Genomic DNA, 20732 nt, shown 5'->3' on the forward strand with positions numbered 1-20732 from the left:
TCAGCCATCATGAACCGGTGGCGGATGGATGGGCACTGCAGTGCGAGGCCGTCGCCTGGGTCGACACCGAATGGCCAGGATGGATCCGGGTCCGGCTCGACGACGCGGACGGGCAAACCTGGCACCTCGTCGACAAGGTCCCGGTGTTCGGCCTCGACCTGGGCCCGCAGGCACGAATGCCGCAACCGCTCCGCCTGCCGTGCGATGTGGTCGGCGAAGACGGCGACTGGCTCATCGTCACGCCGCGCTGGAACATCGAGGCTGAGGACGGCACCACGCGGTTCCGAGTACGACGTGACCAGCTCGCGGCTGCGGATGCGGACCGGCTGCCGGGATGAACCTCTCGCATCTCGGCTCGCCGGTCGATCCGATGGTCCGGGTTCACGGTGGATTCGCCAACCGGATGTACCGGCTCGACACCGACCAAGGGTCGTTCGCGGTGAAAGAGCTGAATCTCGCCGACCGCCGCTCGGCCTACCACGCCGAAGCCGTCTTCCGATTCGAGCGAGCGGCTTTCGCGGCCGGCATCCCGATGCCCGAGCCGATCTCGGCGTGGGACGGCGTGCTCGTTCATCGCTGGGCCGACGGCGAGAAGCTACCCGAAGCCCCCGTGACACCGGCGTACGCGTTCGAGGTCGGCCAGATCCTCGCGCGCCTCCACGCGCTCGACAGCGAATGGCCGCCCGGCGCCGACGAGGAGCCGGCGGCCCGGGACTGGCCCGACCTGGCCGCGCGGGCGACGGCGACCGGTCAGCCCTGGGCGGCCGACCTCACCACACGCGTCGACACTTTCCTCGCGATCGCTCACTTCGTCGAGACCTGCGAACGGCCGGGCCCCGTCGTGCTGACCCATCGGGACGTCCAGCCCTGGAACCTGCTCGCCCGGAAAGGCCGGCCGGTGCTGCTCGACTGGGAGCTGTCCGGGCTGCTCGACTTTGTCGGCCGAACTCGGCTCGACCGCGTTGAGCCTCGCGAAGGGGCGTGGCTTCGACGACCTCCGGCCCACCGTCTTCCGCTCGGTCCTCGACGGCTACGTCGCCGAAGGCGGAACGCTGCCCCCGTGGGGTCCCAGCTGGTTCGTATTCATCATCGGCGGCTGGCTGGGGCACACGAGGTGGAACATCCTCCGCTGCCTGGCCGGAGTCGAGACCGGCACCGGCCCCGACCTCGCGCTGTCGCAGGAGTCCGCGCGCAACGGCGTGCGCGGCCTCCCCGACCTGTTCCGCCGCCTCCCAGACTTGTTGACACAATGCGGCCCGGTCAGCCCTTGCGGTCCGGTCAGCCCTTGAGGCCAGGGCAAGCGTTCCAGGACGCTGACCCGAACTTGCGGGTAGGACCTATGGGGCCGAGCCGGCAGCGTTCCGCCCCTGGCGACGTAGCCGCCGGGACAGAATCCGGCGTACCGGCCCACTCGTCCGTCGCCCAGTGGAGTGAGGCAGATGAAGACAGCGAGATCCGTGTAGCCGACATCGATGGTGGACGGTTGAAGGGACTAGTCAGACGCCGGTAAGGAAGGCGCCGAACGCAGCGCTGCTCGCTTGGGCGATGATGGGTAGCAGCGTCCGTCAAAATGTCCGCTTAGGAGCGATAGTGGCCTGCCGGTGGCAACAGTCAACTCTCTTAGCCCCTCCGCGGCTACTAGAGCCTGTAACCTGTCCGGGTGAAGCGGCCCTTGCTCTTCGTGATCATGCCGTTCGGAGTGCGCCCTCTCATCGATGGCACAGATCACGACTTCGATGCGTTCTATTCCCAGGTTCTGCGGCCCGTCGCCCTCAATGCCGACTTCGACGTTCTTCGTGTCGATGAGATCGACCAAGTGGGAACCATCACAAATCAGGCGTTCAAGCAACTCTACGCAGCCGATATCGTGGTTGCTGATGTAAGTGCGCCCAACAGCAACGTCTACTACGAACTCGGGGTTCGGCAGGCACTCTCGTCGGGCGCGACAATCTTGGTCGCCGAAAGAGGTGCCGACCTTCCGTTCGATATCGCCAGTCAACGGGTCCTGCTCTACGATCGTGATTTTCTGAACGACACTGCTTTTCGGGACCGATTCAGGAATGCGCTGGCCGTTAACAAGGCTCCTATGAGTAATCCGGTTCAGGATGCTTTGAAGGATATCGGGGTGGCGCCGGACCCGCAGAAGGACCAAGCAGCATTCGAACGCGAGTTCGCATCAAAGATCGCAAGGGCAACTCGCGACGAGCAATTGGTCGCTGTCTGGCACTGGGCAAAACAATTCCAAAACCTGCCGGTTTCCGGTCTCCTGTCACTCGCGAACGGGTTGGCCAGGGTGGAGGACTACAAGACTGCCGCAGGTGTTCTCGGGGCCGCTTATCCCGTCGCTGAGGAAGACTATGAAGTGCACCGGCAACGCGGCTTCTACCTGCGGAAATTCGGAGATTATGACGGTGGTCTGCGTGAGCTCAATCGCGCGCTTGAACTGAATCCGCATGATCCGCAAACCTTGGGCATGCTGGGTGGGACAGTTAAACGTCAGCACAAGTACGCCGAAGCACTGAACTATTACGAGCGAGCTGTTAGGCTCGCGCCAAGCAGCCTATATCTTCGTGTCGCTCACGCCGGCATGGTGATGCTCGCGTATCCCGATGAATCGCATCGAGCGCGAGAGCTGTACGAAGCTCTGAACACCGACGTGGAAAACTCCGAGTATCTCGTCGGTGATTATTGGGCCGACCTCGTAGCTACCGAGTGCAACTTCGTTCTCGGCAATTTTGATCGTGCTTATGAGCGAGCTGCCGATGCCATCAAAAATGGTGCACACCCAGCAGACGCCCAATCCTCAGCTGAGCAGATAAGGATGCTAGGTGAGGTCGGAGTGCACAACGAGCAGGCCGTCGCGATTGCCGAATGGTTGGTGCTGGCTGCCAGATCTGACGGGAAGAATGTTTCGGCTCCTAGACTGGCGAGTGCGGGTGATCTTTCGAGCCAACACCTCATCTTCCATATTTCGGATACACACTTCGGTACTCTTGGTGAACCGGGCAACGCCCGGCAGATGCACAGGTATCTCGATGATGAGAACTCTCAAAGACTGAGCCTTGAACTGCGAGATGAATTTAGAAGGGTGCTTACGCAAGAAGGATGCGACCCTAAGGACTCTACTATCGTTCTTTCGGGTGACTCGGTTTACAGCGGCACACTCGAGGAGTTCAAGCTGGTCGCGGACTTTCTCGCGGAGCTGTGCGATGAAACCGGAATCGGGCGGGATCAGGTCGTTATCGTTCCCGGCAATCATGATATCGACTGGGACGTTGCCAAGGCTGATCTCAAGAAGAGGTTTGACAATTACCTCAGTTTCGTTCATCAGTTCTACGGCGAAAATCTTTTCCGCAAGATTTACCCCTTGATAACCTGGAACTTTCAGGTGTCAAGTGCCCGTCCGGAGCCGAGTGAAATCGTATCGCTGCAGCAGCGAGGTCCGATCACTTTCGTGGGATTGAACTCCTGCGTGTTTGAGGATCACCAGCATCACTACGGCTACGTGGGACTGAAACAGCTTAAGCGCGTTGCGGAGTTGCTGCCGGATGCCAACTCCGGGGAAGTCATGGCGGCCGTGATGCACCACCATCTACTCCCTTATCCGGAACCTTTGATGCCTGCTCGTAAAGCGCAAGACGTAATGCTCGATATGTCTACGGTTCGTGATGCCGGTATTGTTGAGCAGCGATTGTCTCGCCTAGGTTTCTCTCTGGTCCTGCATGGACACAAACACAAGCCTCAGCTCCGGGAGACCGCAGTGCGGCAGCGAGCTGAGGGCTCCGCCTTCGCGGGACGGTCCTTAATCGTATCGGGCTGCGGTAGTACCGGCGTAAGTGAGCAGGAACTCGAGCACAATCAATCAAATCACTTCGCTGTCATCAAACTTTTGCGAAACCGTCGTGAGGCGGGCGCCGACTTCGTTCGGGTTGATTGGCGAGAGATGGCAGTCCAGCTTGGTGCTGAATGGGCGCCGGCGGGCCGGTGGGTTGTGAAAGGCTGATGCGCAGGTAGTTCTAGCTACCGGCGGTCGTGCCGCATGGCGGGCCGTCGCCGTGTTTACCGCGGTTGGCACGAGATATTACTCTGTGAGTGGGGAGGAAAATATGCAGCCGCTAGGCAGAAGTCACGGCCGATTTCGTCGAGGAGATCTGGAATTTACCAGGTTGCCCGAAGTGCCTGATGATGCCTGGCAGAATAAGCGAGAGGTGCTCAATACGCTGAAAAATTGGTCGGTCGACAACGCTGAAGTCGCATTATCGTGGTACCTCCGCGACAAGAAGTTCAAGCGATTGGGTGCTCGGACTCTTCGGGTTTCGGCGATACTTCTGACCGGTGCCGGGGGATTGGTCCCCATCATCGGTGGGGTGTACGAAGGAATTCAAGTAGAGTGGGGGTATGTCCTTTTGGCGTTGGCCGCTACGTGCCTTGGTTTCGATAAGTTCTTCGGACTGTCCTCCGGCTGGCTGCGAGACATGCAAACCGCACAAGCGTTGCAGCAGCGTCTGAGTACGTTCTACAGCGATTGGATCGTTATCATGGCTGGTCGGGCTCATGTTGAGCCCGCCGACGAGCAAGCTGATGCGGCAGCCGTGCTGGCGCTCTCCAGCTTCATGCGGGATGTCGGAAATCTGGTGAGCGGAGAGACTAGCTCATGGGTAACCGAGTTTCGAGCCGCGACGAAAGGGCTTGACAAGGAGGCAGGTGCAATTTCTTCGAGCGGAGTTGACGCGAGTCAGCCGTACGTAAGATGAGATGTCAGTAGCGACCTGAATCATGCGGTCCGGACCGAGAGTCGCGGGTGGGCCTGGCGGTGACGACCTCGGATGAGAGGTCGTGGGGGACGGCGGTGTTGACGATGATGTCGGCTCGTTCCCAGGGGCGGTCTTCGAGGAGGAACGGGACCTCCTCGGCCTCCCACTCGTCCCAGTTCTGTAGGGCGTTCTCTTCAGTGCGACCCTCGGTGGCTATGTCGCGGCGGATGCCGCGGGCCTTGGCCTCGACGTAGTCGGACTGGACCCAGATGGCGACGTCCACGTACGGCATCAGGGAACGGCGGGAGACGCCCACGCCCTCGATGATCAAGGTGGTGGCGTCGGCCGCAACAGAGATGTGGCCCGGGCGGCCCAGGCGTTCCCAGGCCGGCAGGCGGTAGTGCACCGGCTGGCCCGCGCGGAACGGGCGCAGGATGCCGTCGATCATCAGGTCGTCCCAGCCGAAGCGGGAGTGGTTCCAGGCCACGTCGTCGGAGTGGACGACGGTGGCCGGCAACAAAGAAGCCAGGCGGGACGACAAGACCGTCTTGCCGCTGGCGCCGCGGCCGTCGACGGCGATGACCCGGGCGGACGCCAGCGATTCCGTCAACGAGGAGATCGGCTCGACCCGCCAGGGGCCGGCTTCCGGTTCGCCCGGGCCGAGGTTCATGCCAGGTCGGCCGGGTTCGTGTTGGCGCCGCACAGCAGCACCACGACGCGCTCGCCGGGGGCGGGCACGTAGGCGCCCGAGGTCAGGGCCGCGTAGGCCGCCGCCGTGCCGTGTTCGACGGCCAGGCGGTAGTCGTCCCACAGGTGGCGGCGGGCGTCCACGATGGCCTGGTCCTCGACCAGCACCGATGGCGTCTGAAAGGCCACCGCCATGTCGTACGCGATCCGGCCCACCCGCCGTGCGCCGAGCGAGTCGGCGGCCACGCCCGAGACGGGGACGTCGACTGGTTGGCCCGCAGCCAGCGCCGAGTGCAGGGCGGACGCGTTGATCGGCTCGACCGCCACCACTCGTACGCCGGGAAGGGCGGCGATCACGCCGGCGATCAGGCCGCCTCCGCCCACCGCGACCAGCACCGTGTCGAAACCGGAGGGCAGTTGGTCGAGCAGTTCGAGGCCGAGTGTCCCGTTGCCCGCCACCATGAACGGGTCGTCGTAGGCGTGGCAGAACAACGCGCCGGACGACTGAGCAGCAACAAGAGCGGCCGCGTAAGCCTCGGCGTACTCGTTGCCGACCTGCACAACCCGGGCGCCCAGTTTGCCCAATTTGGCCACTTTGACGGCCGGGGCTGTCTCAGGAACGAAGACCTCGGCCGGTACGCCCAACTCGCGCGCCGCGTAGGCCGCCGCCAGCCCGGCATTGCCGCCCGACGCGGCCACGATGCCCGCCTCGGGCAACGAAGGGGCGGCGAGGATCTGGTTGAACATGCCCCGCGTCTTGAACGAGCCCGCGTGCTGTACCTGCTCGAGCTTGAACCAGAGGTTCTCATCCGCTCGCATCACCGGGGTCCGCCGCACCCGGCCGGCCAAGAGGGAGGAGGCCGCCCGTACGTCAGAAGTCTCGATAGTCATCACGTGGGACTCTAAGCGATGCTCCAGCTCATCCGGCGCGACGTCACTGGGGTGCGTTCACCGACCAGGCGCGCGAGGTCGAGTAATCGGTTGGAGAAGCCCCACTCGTTGTCGAACCAGCCGCGCACCTTGACCCCGCCGTCGGCCGTGGTCTGGGTGCCGGACGGGTCGAACAGGCAGGACGCCGGGTTGTTCTTGACGTCGATCGAGACCGTGGGGTCGGGGTCGTAGGCCAGCACCCGCCGGAGCGGACCGGCCGCGGCCTCGGCCATGGCCCGGTTGACCTCCTCGACGCTGACCGGCTTGTCGGTCGTGCCGGAGAGCTCGGCCAGCGACCCGATCGGCGTGGGCACGCAGTAGTAGCTGTAGCGCATCTCGCCGATCTCGGGCAGCACCACCCGCACCAGGTCACCGACCACGTAGTTGTGCGGGATGATGCTCTCGCCGGTGGCCCGGCCCAGGCGCGGGTCCTCGCGCGACGTGCCGACCACCGAGTCCTGCGCCTTCTGCCAGCCCTGGGTGGCCAGCACCACGGACGTGTGCACGCTCTGCAGGCCGAAGCGGTCGAGCAGCACCTTGGCCATCACGGTCAGGGCGTTGACGCCGCACGAGCCGGGGGAGACGACGTCGTGCCGCTCCGGGTCGTATGTGGTGTGGTTGGCCCCGTAGACGAGGAACGCGTCCGGCTCGTCGGCCGAGGCGCTGATCACGACCTTGCGGGCGCCGCCGTGGGTGATGTGGGTGCGGGCCAGCGTGCCGGCCCGGAACCGGCCGGTGGCCTCGACGACCACGTCCACCCCGGCGTCGGCCCACGGAATGCGTTCGGGCCGTTCATGGTGGAACGCGCGGATCGCATGGTCATTCACGACCAAATGATCGGCGCGGGCCGTGACGGTGCCGGGAAATGCGCCACGAATGCTGTCCCGACGCAGCCCGTAGGCCATTTTCTCGGTCGAGGCAAGGTCGTTTACGGCGGCAATGGATATGCCGAGATCGGGGGATGCGGCTACTATGCGCGCGAGGCTGCGGCCGATCCGCCCGAATCCGTTGATGCCGATCGTGACACTCATGGAACGTTCTCCTCGGCCGGTTTGACGGTGCTGTCGCGCGCCCGAGGTCGTCCGACACCCGGCGTCACATGCTCGACACTATGAGTCGTGCAACTTGCACGTCAACGCACGCTGCATCACAGACTGTCCATGATCGGCGGTCGCCGGCGACATCCACGATCGTCTTCGTGCCCATTTACCTGCTGATCCTTGTTCACCCACAAGCATCGGCCGCTGCGCCTTTCGGACGAGGCTTGCGCAAATCGGCCAGTGAAGGAAGATGTGAAACAATTCATCTGCCGGGATTCGATTTTTCGGGAATCGATCAGTGGGCGGCCGCAATCACCCGGGTGAGTGCCGTGTGCAACGACTCCAGCTCCGCGATAGGCATACCCAATCGGGCGACGATCGCGGGCGGGATCTTTTCGGCCTCGGCCCGCAGGGCACGGCCCCGCTCGGTCAGCGTCACGGCCAGGCTGCGCTCGTCGCTGGGGTCGCGCTGCCGGTCGACGTACCCGATGGTCTCGAGTCTCTTGAGCAGTGGCGAGAGGGTGCCCGGGTCGAGCTGGAGCAGCCGGCTGAGATCCCGCACGGACAGCGGCGCGTGTTGCCAGAGGGCGAGCATCACCAGGTATTGCGGGTGGGTCAGGCCCATCGGCTCGAGCAGCGGGCGGTAGAGGGCCACCACGCTGCGCGAGGCCACCGACAGGGCGAAGCACACCTGGCGTTCCAGTTCGAGCGGGTCATCGGCCATCCCTCCAGCGTAGCGATTAGTTTGTGCCCCAACGATCCACGGTGAGGACGGTGCCGAGCAGGGCCAGCAGCAGGCCGGTGAACCACAGCAGCGAGGTCGTCGCGGCTACGAAGTGGCCGGCCAGGCCCAGGCCGAGCACGGGGCCGACCAGGCCCAGATAGGCGATCAGGAACAGCCCGGCCAGGCTTTCGCCGCGCTGGTGGGCCGGGGCGGTGGCGGCGATGGTGCCGACCGCCGACTTGAACAGGATCCCGGCGCCGGCGCCGGCGATCGCGCCGCCGATCAGGAAGATCGTCAAGGAGGTGGTCGAGATGCCGGTGGCCAGCGTGATCAGACCGGCCGCCTGCGCGGCGAGGCCGATCGGAAAGCGGGCGCTGACGGACTGGCCGACGGCGCCGGCCCCGAAGACCACGAAGACGACCACGCCGGCCAGCAGGCGGCTCGGGTGGTGCAGCGCGCCGGCCACGAAGCTGGGCGCGAGCGACGTGAACAGGCCGAACACGGCGAACGCGGCGAAGGCCGAGGCGGTGGCGACGACCACGGTCCGGCGGGGGCCGGCGATCCGCACGCCCTGCGGCCGGTACTTCGGGCGCACGGCGGGCGCGGTCACCGTCTCGGGCGCGGCGGCGACGGCGACGACGCTGAGGGCCAGCAGGATCAGAAAGACGACGTACGGCGTACGCAAGGGAGAAGCCACGAATTGGGCCAGGGCGCCCGCCACGAGCGTCCCGGCGCCGAGCCCGCCCAGATTGGCCGCCGACGACACCACCTCGAAGCGGGTCCGAGCCGCCTCGGGCCGGTGCGCTGTGTGCAGCTCGAGCAGGTAGGCCGTGGCCGTGGCGGTCAGCAGGCCGACGCCCAGCCCGGTGAGGAACCGCGCGACGATCAACCCGGACAGCGCCGTCCCGGTGAGGAAGACCACGCCCGCGAGGATCTCCAGCCCGAGCGCGGCCTGGAGCACACGGCGGCGCCCGGTCCAGTCCGAGACGGGCCCGGCCAGCAGCAGGCTGACGACCACGCCGATCGCGTAGACCGCGAACACGACGGTCACGGTGAGCGCGGAGAAGCCGTCGGCGCGCTGGTAGAGCGGGTAGAGCGGGGTCGGCACGGTCGAGAAGGCGAGCGCGACGAGATAGACAGCGGCGATCAGCCAGAAACCCCGGCCGTGGCGCGGCGAACCGTGCAGCTTCGGCCGAGGGCGGGTCAGGACGGTCATGGCTTGAGCGTGCGTCGGCGGATCATCATCACCAAGGATGATTACTACTACCTACAATCACTTCTCGTGCTGGAACTTCGACACTTCGAGTACTTCGTGGCCGTGGCCGAGGAGCGCAACTTCACCCGGGCCGCGGCCCGCCTGCACGTCGTGCAGTCCGGCGTCTCGGCCGTGATCAAGGCGATGGAGCGGGAGCTGGGCGCCCGCTTGCTCGAACGCACCTCCAAGCGGGTCGCGCTGACCGACGCCGGGGAGGCGCTGCTGCCCCGGGCCCGGGCCGCGCTCGACGCCGTCCGTGACGCCCGGGACGCGGTCGACGAGGTGCGCGGCGGTCTGCGCGGCACGGTCCGGGTCGGCACCCTCATCTCGGTCGACCTCATCGACGTGCCGGCCCTGCTCGGCGCCTTCCACCGGGAGCACCCGCACGTCGGCCTGCGGCTGCACGTCTCGCCCCGGGGCTCGGTGGGCCTGCTCGACTGGCTGGCCGACGGCACGCTCGACCTCGCGTTCGTCTCGGCGCCGGGCCGCCCGCCGACCGGCATCCGGGTCCGGCCGATCGCCTCTCGCCGGCTCGAGCTGGTGCTGCCCGCGGGCCACCGGCTGGCCGGCGCGGCCGAGGTGCGCGTGGCCGACCTGGCCGGGGAGCCGTTCGTCGACTTCCCGGTGGGCTTCGGCAACCGCACCGTCGTCGACAAGGCGTTCGCCGCGGCCGGCGTGCAACGGCACGTGGCGATCGAGGTCACCGACATCGCCACCGGCGCCAGCTTCGTCCGCGAGGGTCTCGGGGTGGCTGTCCTGCCGCCGTTCGTGGTGCCGGACGACCGTACGGGCCTGGTCCTGCGCACCGTGGCCGGGGCCGACCTGGAATGGCCGCTGGGCCTGGCCGTGTCCGCGGTGCGCCGGCCCAGCGCCGCGGCCCGGGCCCTTCTCACCCTCATCGACGAGAAGGTCGGTTAGTCAGAAACGGTCACATGAAACCCTTTCGTCCGTAAAGCTGCAAGAGTGACAGAGCAACAGCCGACCGAGTCGGTGCTGCGGTTCCGGCGGTTCGCGCTGGCCGTCTGCGTGATCGGTGTGCTCGTCCAGCTCGGCCTGACCGCGTACTACCTCGGCATGGGCCACAAGGCGCAGCCCCGCAACGTGCCGGTCGGCCTGGTGGCCGCGCCGAGCGACCGGGCCGAGGTCGTCGGTCTGCTGACCCAGCAGGGCGTTTTCAAGGTCACCGACTACGCGACGGTCGACGACCTCGAGGTCGCGATCAAGCGCCGGGACGTCTACGGCGGGGTCGACATCACCGGGGCCCAGCCCCACCTCTACGTCGCCTCGGCCGCCGGCCCGGCCGCCGCCACCCTGTTGCGCACCACGTTCACCACGGTCGTGCAGCAGCAGGCCGCGGCCACCCTGGACCAGCTGGCCAAGAGCGGGGACCGCATCCCGGTGGCCCGGGCCCGTGCGCTCAACGCGCCGCCGCCGATCACCGACGTGGTGCCGCTGCCCGACGACGACGTCAACGGGGCCTCGCTCGGTTTCCTGACCCAGGCCCTCGCGCTCGGCGGCACGGTCGCCTCGATGGGACTCGGCCGGCTCATCCCGCGCACCCGCCGCTCCTGGCGCCGGGGCATCGCCCACGTCAGCACGCTCGCCGTCTACGCCGTGGCCTCGGCCGCGGTGGTGCTGTGGTCGATGGGCTGGTTCGGCGTGGGCATCACCGCCGACCGGGGCGAGATGCTGGCCATCTTCTCGCTGATCTCGCTGGCCATCACCGCCTCCACGGCCGGGGCGGTGGCCATCTTCGGCGCGCCCGGGGCCGTGATCGGCGCGCTGTACTTCACACTGGGCACGGTGATCTCGGGCGCGAGCATCCTGCCCGAGTTCCTGCCCGACTTCGGCCGGATCCTCGGGGTGAACCTGCCGACCGGGGCCGGGGTCCAGGCCGTACGGGACAACCTGTACTTCCCGGCCGCCGAGATCAGCCAGCACCTGACCGTGCTCGCCCTCTACGGCGGCATCGGCGCGCTGATCGTGCTGGTCACCAACATGCTGCCCAACCGGCGCAACCAGACCTCCGAGGTCGAGCTCGACCTGGCCCACCGGCTCGAGGGCGCCGAACGCCGCGAACCGGTGAACTTGACGTAGGCCCTCAGGTTTCCGCGCGGGTGCCGAACAGGAGTCCGTGGGGATCGAGAGAATGGGCGCGCGGATCGCGGACATCCAGAGCCGCATGATCGCGCTGCAGACCCAACAGGCCGGCCGGAACATCCAGCAGCAACAGACCAAGCCGACCGCCGGCGCCGAGGGCGGGACCTTCGCGAACGCGCTCGAGAACGCGGTCGCGCAGACCTCCACCAGCAACAAGTCGTACTCGCTGAACAGCAAGGGCATCCCGACCGAACTGGCCTCCTACGGCAACGGGCGGATCCCGGCGGCGGCGCTGGAGCAGGTGGGCAACACCCGGCACAAGCTGTGGGCGCCGGCCGCCGAGTCGCTCAACCGGATGATCAGCGATGCCAAGCGCGAGGGCGTGAACATCGGCATCACCGACTCGTATCGCCCGTACGCCGAACAGGTCGATCTGGCCCGCCGCAAGGGGCTCTACTCCCAGGGCGGGCTGGCGGCCAAGCCCGGCACCAGCGAGCACGGCTGGGGCATGGCCACCGACCTCGACCTGAACTCCAAGGCGCAGACCTGGATGCGGGCCAACGCCGAGAAGTACGGCTTCTCCGAAAATGTCCCGCGCGAGCCGTGGCACTGGGAGTTCAAGCCCAAGTCCGCCTAGACCCGGGCCACGATCTCCCCGTGCAGCAGTGACATCCAGCCGTCTTCGTCGGCGGCCCACTGCTGCCAGGCGGCCGAGATGCGGGTCAGGTCGTCGCGGGTGGCGGCGCCGGTGCGCTCGGCCGTGTCAGCCATCTGCGACTTCAGGATCCGGTCGGCCCACATGCCGCCCCACCACTCGCGATCGGCCGGGGTGGCGAAGCACCACGTGCTCGACGACGCCGTCACGTCGGTCAGCCCGGCCGCGTGGGCCCAGGCCAGCAGCCGGCGACCGGCGTCCGGCTCGCCGCCGTTGCCCCGCGCCACCCGTTGATAGAGCGCCAGCCACTCGTCGAGCGCGGGCAACTGCGGATACCAGGTGAAGGCCGCGTAGTCGCTGTCGCGGACGCCGATGAGGCCGCCCGGTTTGGTGACCCGGCGCATCTCGCGCAGCGCGGCCACTGGGTCGCCCAGATGTTGCAGCACCTGGTGGGCGTGCACGACGTCGAACGTGTCGTCGGCGAAGTTCAACCGGTGCACGTCGCCGACGGCGAAGTCGACGTTGGTCAGACCGCGCCGGGTGATCTCGGCCCGGGCCAGGTTCAGCGCGTCCTCGGTCACCTCGAGGGCGGTGACCCGGGCCGGGGTGACGAGGCTCGCGAAGTCGGCGGTGATCGTGCCGGGACCGCAGCCGATGTCGAGCACCGTCACGCCGGAGGAAAGATGCGGCAGCAGGTACTCCGCCGAATTCTCTGCGGTGCGCCACCGGTGCGAGCGCAAGACCGATTCATGATGACCGTGGGTGTACGTCGCCATGCCGTTGACCGTATGCCTGCTGTCCCCTTATGTGGGACAAAAATCCCACTGAGTGAAACGTCAAGGGCAAACTGATTTCTCCGTACGCAGATCAAGCCGTACTTTTGTGGCCATGAGGATCGGCATTGTGGGCGCGACGGGACAGGTGGGCAGCGTCATGCGGCGCATCCTGGCCGAGCGCGAATTTCCGTTGGGTCAGCTCCGTCTGTTCGCGTCCGCTCGCAGCGCGGGCCGCACCCTGCCGTGGGGCGCCGGCGAGGTGACCGTCGAGGACGCGGCGACCGCCGACTACAGCGGTCTCGACATCGTCCTGTTCTCGGCCGGTGGGGCCAGCTCCAAAGAGCTCGCGCCGCGCGTGGCCGAGGCCGGCGCCGTGGTCATCGACAACTCGTCGGCCTGGCGCATGGATCCCGAGGTCCCGTTGGTCGTCAGCGAGGTCAACCCGCAGGCCGCGGCCAACCGCCCCAAGGGCATCATCGCCAACCCCAACTGCACCACCATGGCCGCGATGCCGGTGCTGCGCCCGCTGCACGACGAGGCCGGCCTGCTCGCTATGGTCGCCACCACCTACCAGGCCGTCTCCGGCGCCGGGCTGGCCGGCGTGAGCGAGCTCGACGAGCAGGTGAAGAAGGTCAGCGACCGCGCCACCGAGCTCACCCACGACGGCTCGGCCGTCGAGTTCCCGGCCCCGCGCTCGTTCGCCAAGCCGATCGCGTTCAACGTGCTGCCACTGGCCGGCAAGATCGTCGACGACGGCCGCGAGGAGACCGACGAGGAGCAGAAGCTCCGCAACGAGAGCCGCAAAATTCTCGATATCCCGTCGCTGCTCGTCTCGGGCACCTGCGTGCGCGTCCCGGTCTTCACCGGTCACTCGCTGCAGATCAACGCCCGCTTCGCTCGCCCGCTGTCGCCCGCGCGCGTTCGCGAGCTGCTGGCCGTCGCGCCCGGCGTCGAGCTGTCCGACGTGCCGACCCCGCTCGAGGCGGCCGGTCGCGACCCGTCCTACGTGGGCCGCATCCGGGCCGACGAGACGGTCGAGAACGGCATCGCCCTTTTCGTCTCGAACGACAACCTGCGCAAGGGGGCCGCCCTCAACGCGGTTCAGGTCGCGGAACTGGTCGCCGCGTCGCTGTAGCCCGCTTAGCTCAAGACCGCCCCGGCCGTGTGGCCGGGGCGGTTTTTGTTGTCCTCGCCTCATACTCCAATGTGGAAATCTAGGACTTTTTGCCCGAATCGGTGGCGGATGGTCGGTTTGAGGTGCAGAGTGATTGCATGAGCGACAGTGGGTCCGGCGGCGGCTACTTCTGGTGCCTCCGCCACCATCGAGTCGAGAGTGGCGACGACGTTTGTCCTGCTCAATATCGACTTGGCCCCTACGCCACGGCCGACGAAGCTTCGCATGCCCTCGAGACGGTCGAGAAGCGCAACGCGGACTGGGACGCCGAGGATGCCCGCTGGAACGGGGAGGTCAGCTGACCGCGGCGCCGACTCTCTGAGTTCAGCCGCCTCCAGCTTCGCTATCGATCGTTCTCTTACTGAACGTCGCAGTCTCCGTGCGGAGACGAGCCCGCAGCCATTCGCGCAGTCATTCGCAAGGAGGAAACACCCAGATGGCCGCTGCCAAAAAGGCCCCCCGTTCTGCCACCACGGCGGACAAAAGCCGTATTTCGCGTACGGGGGCCAGCCAGTCCACGAAGTCTTCGGCATCCACTCGCAAGCCTGCCGCCGCGGCCAAGCCTGCCACCAAGCCCACGACCGGTTCCCGGTCGACGACCGCGTCCCGGCCCGCGGCCAAGGTGACGGCCAAGCGGCCGGTGACCCCGCGGCGTTCCGTCGCGGCGGCTGAGCCCGGCCCGGCCACGACGACGGCAACCATCGCCGCGCCCAAGAAGACGGTGACCAAGAAGACGGTGACCAAGAAGACGGCGGCCGCGAAGCCCGCGCCCAAGAAGACGGCGACGAAGACGGCGGCGACCAAGGCTGGTGCGATGACGACCGCGAGCAAGAAGACCTCGGCCGCGAAGAAGGCGACCACCGCGTCGAAGGCAGCCACCGCGGCCGGCAGCGCCGCCGCGCGCAACGCCACGGCGTCGGCCAACAAGTCGGCCGCCACGACGGCCAAGGCGGGCTACCACCGCAGCTCCACCGCGTCGGCCAACAAGGCGGCGGCGACCAGCGCCAAGTCGGGCGCCAACCGGGTCGCGGCGTCGGCCGACCGCAGCTCCGCGGCGTCGGCCAACCGGGCGGCGGCCGCGGCGGCCAAGGGTGCGAAGGCGACCGCGGCGGCCAAGAAGGCAGCAGCCACTGCGGCCAAGCCCACGGCGAAGAAGGCCGCGGCGAAGAAGACCACCCCCACCAAGGCCACCGCGACGAAGGCGACGGCGGCCAGGAGGACTGCGGCCACCAAGGCGACGGCGGCCAAGAAGACTGCGGCCACGAAGGCGACGGCTGCTAAGAAGACGACCGCGACGAAGACGACGGCAGCCAAGCGGACCGCGGCGACCAAGGCCACCGCGGCCAAGAAGGCTCCGGCCAAGAAGGCCACGGCGACGACGGCCCGCAAGACCGCGGCGACGAAGGTGGCGGCCAAGAAGGCGTCCGCGAAGAAGGCTCCGGCCAAGAAGGTCGCCGCCAAGAAGGCGCCCGCCACGAAGGCCACCACGACCGCGGCCAAGCGCGCGTCGGCGCCCGCGAAGAAGGCGCCCGCGGCCAAGGCGACGACCACCACCAACCGTCCCGCCGGCGGCTCCCGCTCGGCGGTGGCCAAGGTGGCCGGCCTGAGCCCGGTGGCGGCCCGCGGCGGCAACAAGCCCGCGGCCACGCCGACGGCCAAGCGCAGCACCGCCAACGAGGCCGGGGCGACCCGCGGCCGTTCACAGCGCACGGCCAACGCCCCGCGGGCCGGTGCCACCGCGAAGAACTCGGCCACCAACGCGTCGCGGGTCAAGCGGGCCACCACGGCCGCCGCCGCCCGTCAGGCCGCGCTGGGCAACACCCCGGCCGCGGACATGATGGACGCCGCCCCGGCCAAGGCCCGCAAGACGGCGGCCCGCCGCAGCCGCTGATCCACCACCTCGAAGGGCCGCGCCGATCCGGCGCGGCCCTTCGCGCTTCCCTGCCGTCCGCTGTCGTAGCTGGTAGGAATGAGCCGTGCCGATCAGACGCGTGTGGGCGCCGCATATCGACTTCGCTGCGCTGCGGCGCGAGCTGAGACTTCCCGAGGCGTTCCCGCCCGAGGCGCTCGGTGAGGCCGAGGCAGCCGCGACCGGGCCGGTGCCACCGGTGGCCGACCGCACCGACGTGCCGTTCGTGACGATCGACCCGGCCTCGTCGAAAGACCTCGACCAGGCCATGCACCTGAGCCGGCGCCCCGGCGGCGGCTATCGGGTGCTCTACGCGATCGCCGACGTCGCCTCGTACGTGACGCCGGGCGGCGCGCTCGAGGCCGAGACCTGGGTCCGCGGCCAGACGATCTATCTGCCCGACGGCCGGATCCCGCTGCACCCGCCGGTGCTCAGCGAGGACGCGGTCAGCCTGTTCCCCGACGTCGACCGGGCCGCCGTGGTCTGGACGATCGAGCTCGACGCCGACGGCGCCACGACCTCGGTGGCGCTGGAGCGGGCGCGGGTCCGCAGCCGGGCCAAGCTCAGCTACGAAGAGGTGCAGCGGCAGGTCGACGCGGGCACCCCGCCCGAGCCGCTGGCCCTGCTGCCCGAGCTGGGCACGCTGCTCGCGGCCCGGGCCACCGACCGCGGGGCGGTGAACCTGCCGCTGCCCGAGCAAGAGGTCGAGGAACACCGCGGCGGCTGGCGTCTGGTGCTGCGGGCGCCGCTGGCCATCGAGGAGCACAACGCCCAGATCTCGCTGCTCACCGGCATGGCCGCGGCCGACCTGATGCTGCGCGGCGGCGTGGGGCTGCTGCGCACGATGCCCGCGCCCAAGCCCGACGCGGTGGCCAAGCTGCAGGCCGCCGCGAAGTCACTGGGCGTGCTGTGGCCGGCGGGCGCCCCGGTCGGCACGGTGGTGGCCACCGTCGACCCGGCCGGTCCGCGCGGGGCTGCCTTCCTCGATCAGGCGGCCGACCTGTTGCGCGGGGCGGCGTACACATCCTTTGACGGGACGCCGCCCGAGCAGACCGGCCACGGCGGGGTCGGCGCCCCGTACGCGCACGTCACGGCCCCGCTGCGGCGGCTGGCCGACCGCTACGCGACCGAGGTCTGCCTGGCCCTCGCGGCCGGCGCCCCGATTCCCGAGTGGGCCCGCGCCGCCCTGCCCCGGCTGCCCAAGGCGATGTCCGAGACCGACCGGCTGGCCGGCGCGGCCAACCGCGGCGCGATCGACCTGGCCGAGGCGGTGCTGCTGCACGACCGGGTCGGCGAGCTGTTCGAGGCGGGCGTGCTCGACCTCGACGAGCCCTCGAAGAACCGGCCGCCGGGCGGCACGGTCGCGATCGACGAGCCGGCCGTCCGGGCCCGGTGCCTGGGGGCGCTACCCCTGGGCGTACGCATCCAGGCCCGCCTCATCGAGGCCGACCCCACCACCCGCAAGGTGCAGTTCGAGCTGGCCTGAGTCCTAGCGGCGTGGGTGGCCCAGGGTCACCGGGTCGGGGCCGCCCAGAGCCGACGAGGCGAGGTCGGCCAGTTTCCAGGTGGCCTGGTCGTTGTTCTCGGAGGCCGACCAGGCCAGGAAGACCTTGCGGGTGGGTTGCCTCAGGAGATGCTGGCGCAGACGATCAGGGCGGCGCCGAAGTGGGAGGCTGCGCTGACCAGGGCGCCGCCGTGGCGTTCGGGGGTGCAGATGACCTCGCCGAGCTTGCCGGGGGTCATCCAGTCGAGGACCAGGAAGGCCAGGCCCATGATGACGATGCCGAGCAGGCCGAAGATGACCGTGGAGGCCAGGCCCTGGCCGAACGAGTCGTAGGACGTGAAGATCGCGGTGAAGACGATCGCGGCGATGCCCAGTTGGTTGGCCGCCAGCAGCAGCGAGGCGTTGGGGTTGCGCTCCACGAAGATCAGGTCGCGGAGCTTGCCGGGGGTGAGCAGGTCGACAAGCACGTAGCCGACGGCCATCAATCCGATGCCGACGAGCCCGAACACGATGCTGCGCCCAGCACCCTCTAGCAGATCTTCAAGCACGGCCTCTCCCTTGTCGCACGACGTCAGGAGAGACCGTACAAGACAGTAGCTATGTCTTTACAGCGCGCCCAGGTAACGCTGCCTTTCATAGGGTGTCACCTCACGCCGGTACTGCTCCCATTCGGCCGTTTTGTTGCGCAGGAAGAAGTCGAACACGTGCTCGCCGAGCACTTCAGCCACGAGCTCGGACTTGCTCATCACGTCGATCGCCTCGGACAGGTTCTCCGGCAGCGCCTCGTAGCCGGCGGCCTTGCGCTCGGCCGGCGACAGCGACCACACGTCGTCCTCGGCGCCCGGAGGCAGCTCGTAGCCCTCCTCGATGCCCTTGAGACCGGCCCCGAGCATGACCGCGAAGGCCAGGTACGGGTTCGTCGCCGAGTCGATCGAGCGGACCTCGACGCGGGCCGAGCTGGGCTTGCCGAACGCCGGCACCCGCACCAGGGCCGAGCGGTTGAGGTGGCCCCAGCTCACGAAGGCCGGCGACTCGGTGACCACGTTCGGCAGCTGCAGCGGGAACAGGCGCTTGTACGAGTTGACGTACTGGTTCGTCACCGCGGTGTATTCGCGGGCGTGCACCAGCAGGCCGGCGATGAACGAGCGCGCCGTCTTGGACAGCTTCTGCGGGTCGTCGGCGTCGTAGAAGGCGTTGCGCTCGCCCTCCATCAGCGACAGGTGGGTGTGCATGCCGCTGCCGGGCTGGTCGGTGTACGGCTTGGGCATGAACGTGGCCCGCACGCCCTGCGACAGCGCGACCTCTTTGACCACGTGACGGAAGGTCATGATGTTGTCGGCCGTGGTCAGCGCGTCGGCGTAGCGCAGGTCGATCTCTTGCTGGCCCGGCGCGACCTCGTGGTGGCTGAACTCGACCGAGATGCCGATCCGCTCGAGCGCGAGCACGGCCTGGCGGCGGAAGTCGCGGGCGATGGAGTGGGTGGTGTGGTCGAAGTAACCACCGTTGTCGACCGGGATCGGCAGCGAGCCGTCGAGCGGACCGTCCTGCACCAGGAAGAACTCGACCTCGGGGTGGGTGTAGAAGGTGAAGCCCTTCTCGGCCGCCCGGGCCAGGGCACGGCGCAGCACGTGGCGCGGGTCGGCCCAGGCCGCGCTGCCGTCGGGCAGCAGGATGTCGCAGAACATGCGCGCGCTCTCGCCGCTGGCGCCGCCCTCGAACGGGAAGACCTGGAAGGTCGTCGGGTCGGGCATGGCCACCATGTCGGACTCGAAGACCCGGGCGAAGCCCTCGATGGCCGAGCCGTCGATGCCGATGCCCTCTTCGAAGGCCGACTCGAGCTCGGCCGGGGCGACCGACACGCTCTTGAGCGTGCCGAGCACATCGGTGAACCAGAGCCGGACAAAACGGATGTCGCGCTCCTCGAGAGTCCGGAGCACGAACTCCTGCTGTCGGTCCACGTTCACCCCTCGTAGTGATGCCCTGACGAGCCAGTCTCGCCCGGCTCGATTACGCCGAGATTACGCTGGCACGGTGTGAAAACCTCCACTGACCCCTGACCGCGGGCGATACCCGGGTGGGACCATCGGATCCAGACCCGGGGACCGCATCCGCGCGGCCTCGAGGGAAGGAGAAGTCCGATGTCGGAGATCCCGACCCTGTACGGTGGCCCGGCCACCCGACGGGTACGCACGCGTGACCTCATCGCCGCCAAGAGCCGGGGCGACCGCTGGCCGATGCTGACCTCCTACGACCAGTACACGGCCTCGATCTTCGACCAGAACGGCGTGCCCGTGCTGCTGGTCGGCGACTCCGCGGCCAACAACGTGTTCGGCCACGAGACCACCCTGCCGATCACCGTCGACGAGCTGTTGCCGCTGGTCCGCGCCGTCGTCCGGGCCACCAAGACCGCGCTGATCGTGGCTGACCTGCCGTTCGGCAGCTACGAGGAGGGGCCGACCCAGGCTTTGCGGACGGCGGTCCGGTTCATGAAAGAGTCCGGCGCCCACGCCGTGAAGCTCGAGGGCGGCCGCCGCGTCGCCGCCCAGATCGAGGCGCTGACCGGGGCCGGCATCCCGGTCATGGGCCACGTCGGCTTCACCCCGCAGAGCGAGCACACGCTGGGCGGCTACCGAGTGCAGGGCCGCGAGGCCGAGGGGGCCGAGGTGCTGGCCGACGCCCGCGCGGTGGCCGAGGCGGGCGCGTTCGCCGTGGTGCTCGAGATGGTGCCGGGCGAGGTGGCCAAGACCATCACCAAGGAGCTGCCGATCCCCACCGTGGGCATCGGCGCCGGCCCCGACACCGACGCCCAGGTGCTCGTCTGGCAAGACATGGCGGGTCTGCGCACGGGTCGCATGCCGCGCTTCGTCAAGCAGTACGCCGACCTGGCCGGCGCGCTGGCTTCCGCCACTCAGCAGTTCGCGGCAGAAGTTCGCGGCGGCGAGTTCCCGGCGTCCGAGCACACATTCTGAAAGACGTATGTCCAGCGGGGGCGGTGGGTCACAGACCGCCGCTCCCGAGGGCGGTCTCTTCGAAATCAAGAGCAGGTTGTCGTAGCGGGGTGGGTGGTTCGGACCGCAACTCCCGTCGAGGGCCGTGGGGGGGGGGGGGGGGGGGGGGGGGGGCCCCCCCCCCCCCCCCCCCCCCCCCCCACGGCGACGTGCGTAAGTGGTTGCGCCCAACCCCGAACACCGCCATCGCCCGGCTTCCGAAGTGGTCGTAGGCGA

Annotated in this window: 21 protein-coding genes and 1 pseudogene; 13 read left to right on the forward strand and 9 right to left on the reverse strand. The window is 68.3% G+C overall.

Annotation, left to right across the window (positions count from 1 at the left end; genetic code table 11):
- The first annotated feature begins 17 nt into the window (after positions 1-17).
- From M1L60_RS29965 to M1L60_RS29980, 5 genes and pseudogenes are all read left to right on the forward strand, one after another.
- Complete coding sequence (locus M1L60_RS29965; RefSeq protein ID WP_253240882.1) at positions 18-338, forward strand: hypothetical protein; 321 nt, start codon at positions 18-20, stop codon at positions 336-338.
- 32 nt (positions 339-370) lie between these two features.
- A pseudogene (locus M1L60_RS48360) lies at positions 371-922 on the forward strand (phosphotransferase); the annotation flags it as partial.
- A 13-nt stretch (positions 923-935) separates the two neighbouring features.
- Entirely contained in the window at positions 936-1289 is a 354-nt protein-coding gene (locus tag M1L60_RS29970) for a hypothetical protein (protein WP_253240883.1), read from the forward strand.
- A 392-nt stretch (positions 1290-1681) separates the two neighbouring features.
- Complete coding sequence (locus M1L60_RS29975; RefSeq protein ID WP_253240918.1) at positions 1682-4003, forward strand: metallophosphoesterase; 2322 nt, start codon at positions 1682-1684, stop codon at positions 4001-4003.
- Positions 4004-4175: 172 nt separating this feature from the next.
- Complete coding sequence (locus M1L60_RS29980; protein ID WP_253240884.1) at positions 4176-4754, forward strand: SLATT domain-containing protein; 579 nt, start codon at positions 4176-4178, stop codon at positions 4752-4754.
- A 4-nt stretch (positions 4755-4758) separates the two neighbouring features.
- On the opposite strand, the gene M1L60_RS29985 is transcribed toward M1L60_RS29980, so the two are convergent.
- The 5 genes from M1L60_RS29985 to M1L60_RS30005 form a co-directional block, all read right to left on the reverse strand.
- Entirely contained in the window at positions 4759-5424 is a 666-nt protein-coding gene (locus M1L60_RS29985; RefSeq protein ID WP_253240885.1) for a uridine kinase family protein, read from the reverse strand.
- On the reverse strand, positions 5421-6332 hold the full coding sequence (locus tag M1L60_RS29990; protein WP_253240886.1) for a threonine/serine dehydratase: 912 nt from the start codon (positions 6330-6332) through the stop codon (positions 5421-5423). Before M1L60_RS29990 ends, M1L60_RS29985 begins: the two co-directional genes overlap by 4 nt.
- An 11-nt stretch (positions 6333-6343) precedes the next feature.
- Positions 6344-7402 (reverse strand): type I glyceraldehyde-3-phosphate dehydrogenase, encoded by a 1059-nt coding sequence (locus tag M1L60_RS29995; RefSeq protein WP_253240887.1) that lies wholly within the window; start codon positions 7400-7402, stop codon positions 6344-6346.
- 304 nt (positions 7403-7706) lie between these two features.
- Complete coding sequence (locus M1L60_RS30000) at positions 7707-8135, reverse strand: MarR family winged helix-turn-helix transcriptional regulator (RefSeq protein WP_253240888.1); 429 nt, start codon at positions 8133-8135, stop codon at positions 7707-7709.
- 16 nt (positions 8136-8151) lie between these two features.
- Entirely contained in the window at positions 8152-9351 is a 1200-nt protein-coding gene (locus M1L60_RS30005) for an MFS transporter (RefSeq protein ID WP_253240889.1), read from the reverse strand.
- Between the two features lie 9 nt (positions 9352-9360).
- On the opposite strand from M1L60_RS30005, the gene M1L60_RS30010 reads away from it, so the two are divergent.
- The 3 genes from M1L60_RS30010 to M1L60_RS30020 are packed head-to-tail and all read left to right on the forward strand — an operon-like array spanning position 9361 to position 12127.
- Entirely contained in the window at positions 9361-10308 is a 948-nt protein-coding gene (locus tag M1L60_RS30010) for a LysR family transcriptional regulator (protein ID WP_253240919.1), read from the forward strand.
- A gap of 45 nt (positions 10309-10353) precedes the next feature.
- Positions 10354-11487: an ABC transporter permease gene (locus tag M1L60_RS30015; protein ID WP_253240890.1), complete on the forward strand. Its 1134-nt coding sequence runs from the start codon at positions 10354-10356 to the stop codon at positions 11485-11487.
- 37 nt (positions 11488-11524) lie between these two features.
- Positions 11525-12127 carry a M15 family metallopeptidase gene (locus M1L60_RS30020; RefSeq protein WP_253240891.1) on the forward strand — a complete coding sequence of 201 codons (603 nt, stop codon included), beginning with the start codon at positions 11525-11527 and terminating at the stop codon, positions 12125-12127.
- Here M1L60_RS30020 and M1L60_RS30025 read toward each other — a convergent pair.
- Entirely contained in the window at positions 12124-12921 is a 798-nt protein-coding gene (locus tag M1L60_RS30025) for a class I SAM-dependent methyltransferase (RefSeq protein WP_253240892.1), read from the reverse strand. The genes M1L60_RS30020 and M1L60_RS30025 overlap by 4 nt on opposite strands.
- A 112-nt stretch (positions 12922-13033) precedes the next feature.
- On the opposite strand from M1L60_RS30025, the gene M1L60_RS30030 reads away from it, so the two are divergent.
- Together M1L60_RS30030 and M1L60_RS30035 are read left to right on the forward strand one after the other, a co-directional pair.
- Positions 13034-14056 carry an aspartate-semialdehyde dehydrogenase gene (locus M1L60_RS30030; protein ID WP_253240893.1) on the forward strand — a complete coding sequence of 341 codons (1023 nt, stop codon included), beginning with the start codon at positions 13034-13036 and terminating at the stop codon, positions 14054-14056.
- A gap of 137 nt (positions 14057-14193) precedes the next feature.
- Positions 14194-14397 (forward strand): hypothetical protein, encoded by a 204-nt coding sequence (locus tag M1L60_RS30035; protein ID WP_253240894.1) that lies wholly within the window; start codon positions 14194-14196, stop codon positions 14395-14397.
- Between the two features lie 109 nt (positions 14398-14506).
- Here the strand turns inward: M1L60_RS30035 and M1L60_RS30040 are convergent, their stop codons facing one another.
- Positions 14507-14956, reverse strand: a complete 450-nt coding sequence (locus M1L60_RS30040) for a hypothetical protein (protein ID WP_253240895.1) — start codon at positions 14954-14956, stop codon at positions 14507-14509.
- Between M1L60_RS30040 and M1L60_RS30045 the strand changes: the two genes are divergently transcribed.
- Together M1L60_RS30045 and M1L60_RS30050 are read left to right on the forward strand one after the other, a co-directional pair.
- Positions 14910-15986: a hypothetical protein gene (locus M1L60_RS30045; protein WP_253240896.1), complete on the forward strand. Its 1077-nt coding sequence runs from the start codon at positions 14910-14912 to the stop codon at positions 15984-15986. The genes M1L60_RS30040 and M1L60_RS30045 overlap by 47 nt on opposite strands.
- Positions 15987-16071: 85 nt before the next feature.
- Positions 16072-17490 carry an RNB domain-containing ribonuclease gene (locus M1L60_RS30050; protein ID WP_253240897.1) on the forward strand — a complete coding sequence of 473 codons (1419 nt, stop codon included), beginning with the start codon at positions 16072-16074 and terminating at the stop codon, positions 17488-17490.
- A 140-nt stretch (positions 17491-17630) separates the two neighbouring features.
- On the opposite strand, the gene M1L60_RS30055 is transcribed toward M1L60_RS30050, so the two are convergent.
- Complete coding sequence (locus M1L60_RS30055) at positions 17631-18056, reverse strand: DUF350 domain-containing protein (RefSeq protein ID WP_253240898.1); 426 nt, start codon at positions 18054-18056, stop codon at positions 17631-17633.
- A gap of 57 nt (positions 18057-18113) precedes the next feature.
- On the reverse strand, positions 18114-19466 hold the full coding sequence (locus tag M1L60_RS30060) for a glutamine synthetase family protein (protein WP_253240899.1): 1353 nt from the start codon (positions 19464-19466) through the stop codon (positions 18114-18116).
- 180 nt (positions 19467-19646) lie between these two features.
- Between M1L60_RS30060 and panB the strand changes: the two genes are divergently transcribed.
- Positions 19647-20477, forward strand: coding sequence for a 3-methyl-2-oxobutanoate hydroxymethyltransferase (gene panB, locus M1L60_RS30065; RefSeq protein WP_253240900.1), 831 nt, complete (start codon positions 19647-19649; stop codon positions 20475-20477).
- Positions 20478-20732 lie beyond the last annotated feature (255 nt).

Origin of the sequence: Paractinoplanes aksuensis (assembly GCF_024137025.1) — a bacterium.
Classification (GTDB): Bacteria; Actinomycetota; Actinomycetes; order Mycobacteriales; family Micromonosporaceae; genus Actinoplanes; species Actinoplanes aksuensis.

Bases quoted from the DNA above. Each gene is read 5' to 3' on its own strand.
- M1L60_RS29985 (WP_253240885.1), bottom strand. From the start codon at position 5,424: ATGAACCTCGGCCCGGGCGAACCGGAAGCCGGCCCCTGGCGGGTCGAG.
- M1L60_RS29990 (WP_253240886.1), bottom strand. From the start codon at position 6,332: ATGACTATCGAGACTTCTGACGTACGGGCGGCCTCCTCCCTCTTGGCC.
- M1L60_RS29995 (WP_253240887.1), bottom strand. From the start codon at position 7,402: ATGAGTGTCACGATCGGCATCAACGGATTCGGGCGGATCGGCCGCAGC.
- M1L60_RS30000 (WP_253240888.1), bottom strand. From the start codon at position 8,135: ATGGCCGATGACCCGCTCGAACTGGAACGCCAGGTGTGCTTCGCCCTG.
- M1L60_RS30005 (WP_253240889.1), bottom strand. From the start codon at position 9,351: ATGACCGTCCTGACCCGCCCTCGGCCGAAGCTGCACGGTTCGCCGCGC.
- M1L60_RS30025 (WP_253240892.1), bottom strand. From the start codon at position 12,921: ATGGCGACGTACACCCACGGTCATCATGAATCGGTCTTGCGCTCGCAC.
- M1L60_RS30030 (WP_253240893.1), top strand. From the start codon at position 13,034: ATGAGGATCGGCATTGTGGGCGCGACGGGACAGGTGGGCAGCGTCATG.
- M1L60_RS30035 (WP_253240894.1), top strand. From the start codon at position 14,194: ATGAGCGACAGTGGGTCCGGCGGCGGCTACTTCTGGTGCCTCCGCCAC.
- M1L60_RS30045 (WP_253240896.1), top strand. From the start codon at position 14,910: ATGACGACCGCGAGCAAGAAGACCTCGGCCGCGAAGAAGGCGACCACC.
- panB (WP_253240900.1), top strand. From the start codon at position 19,647: ATGTCGGAGATCCCGACCCTGTACGGTGGCCCGGCCACCCGACGGGTA.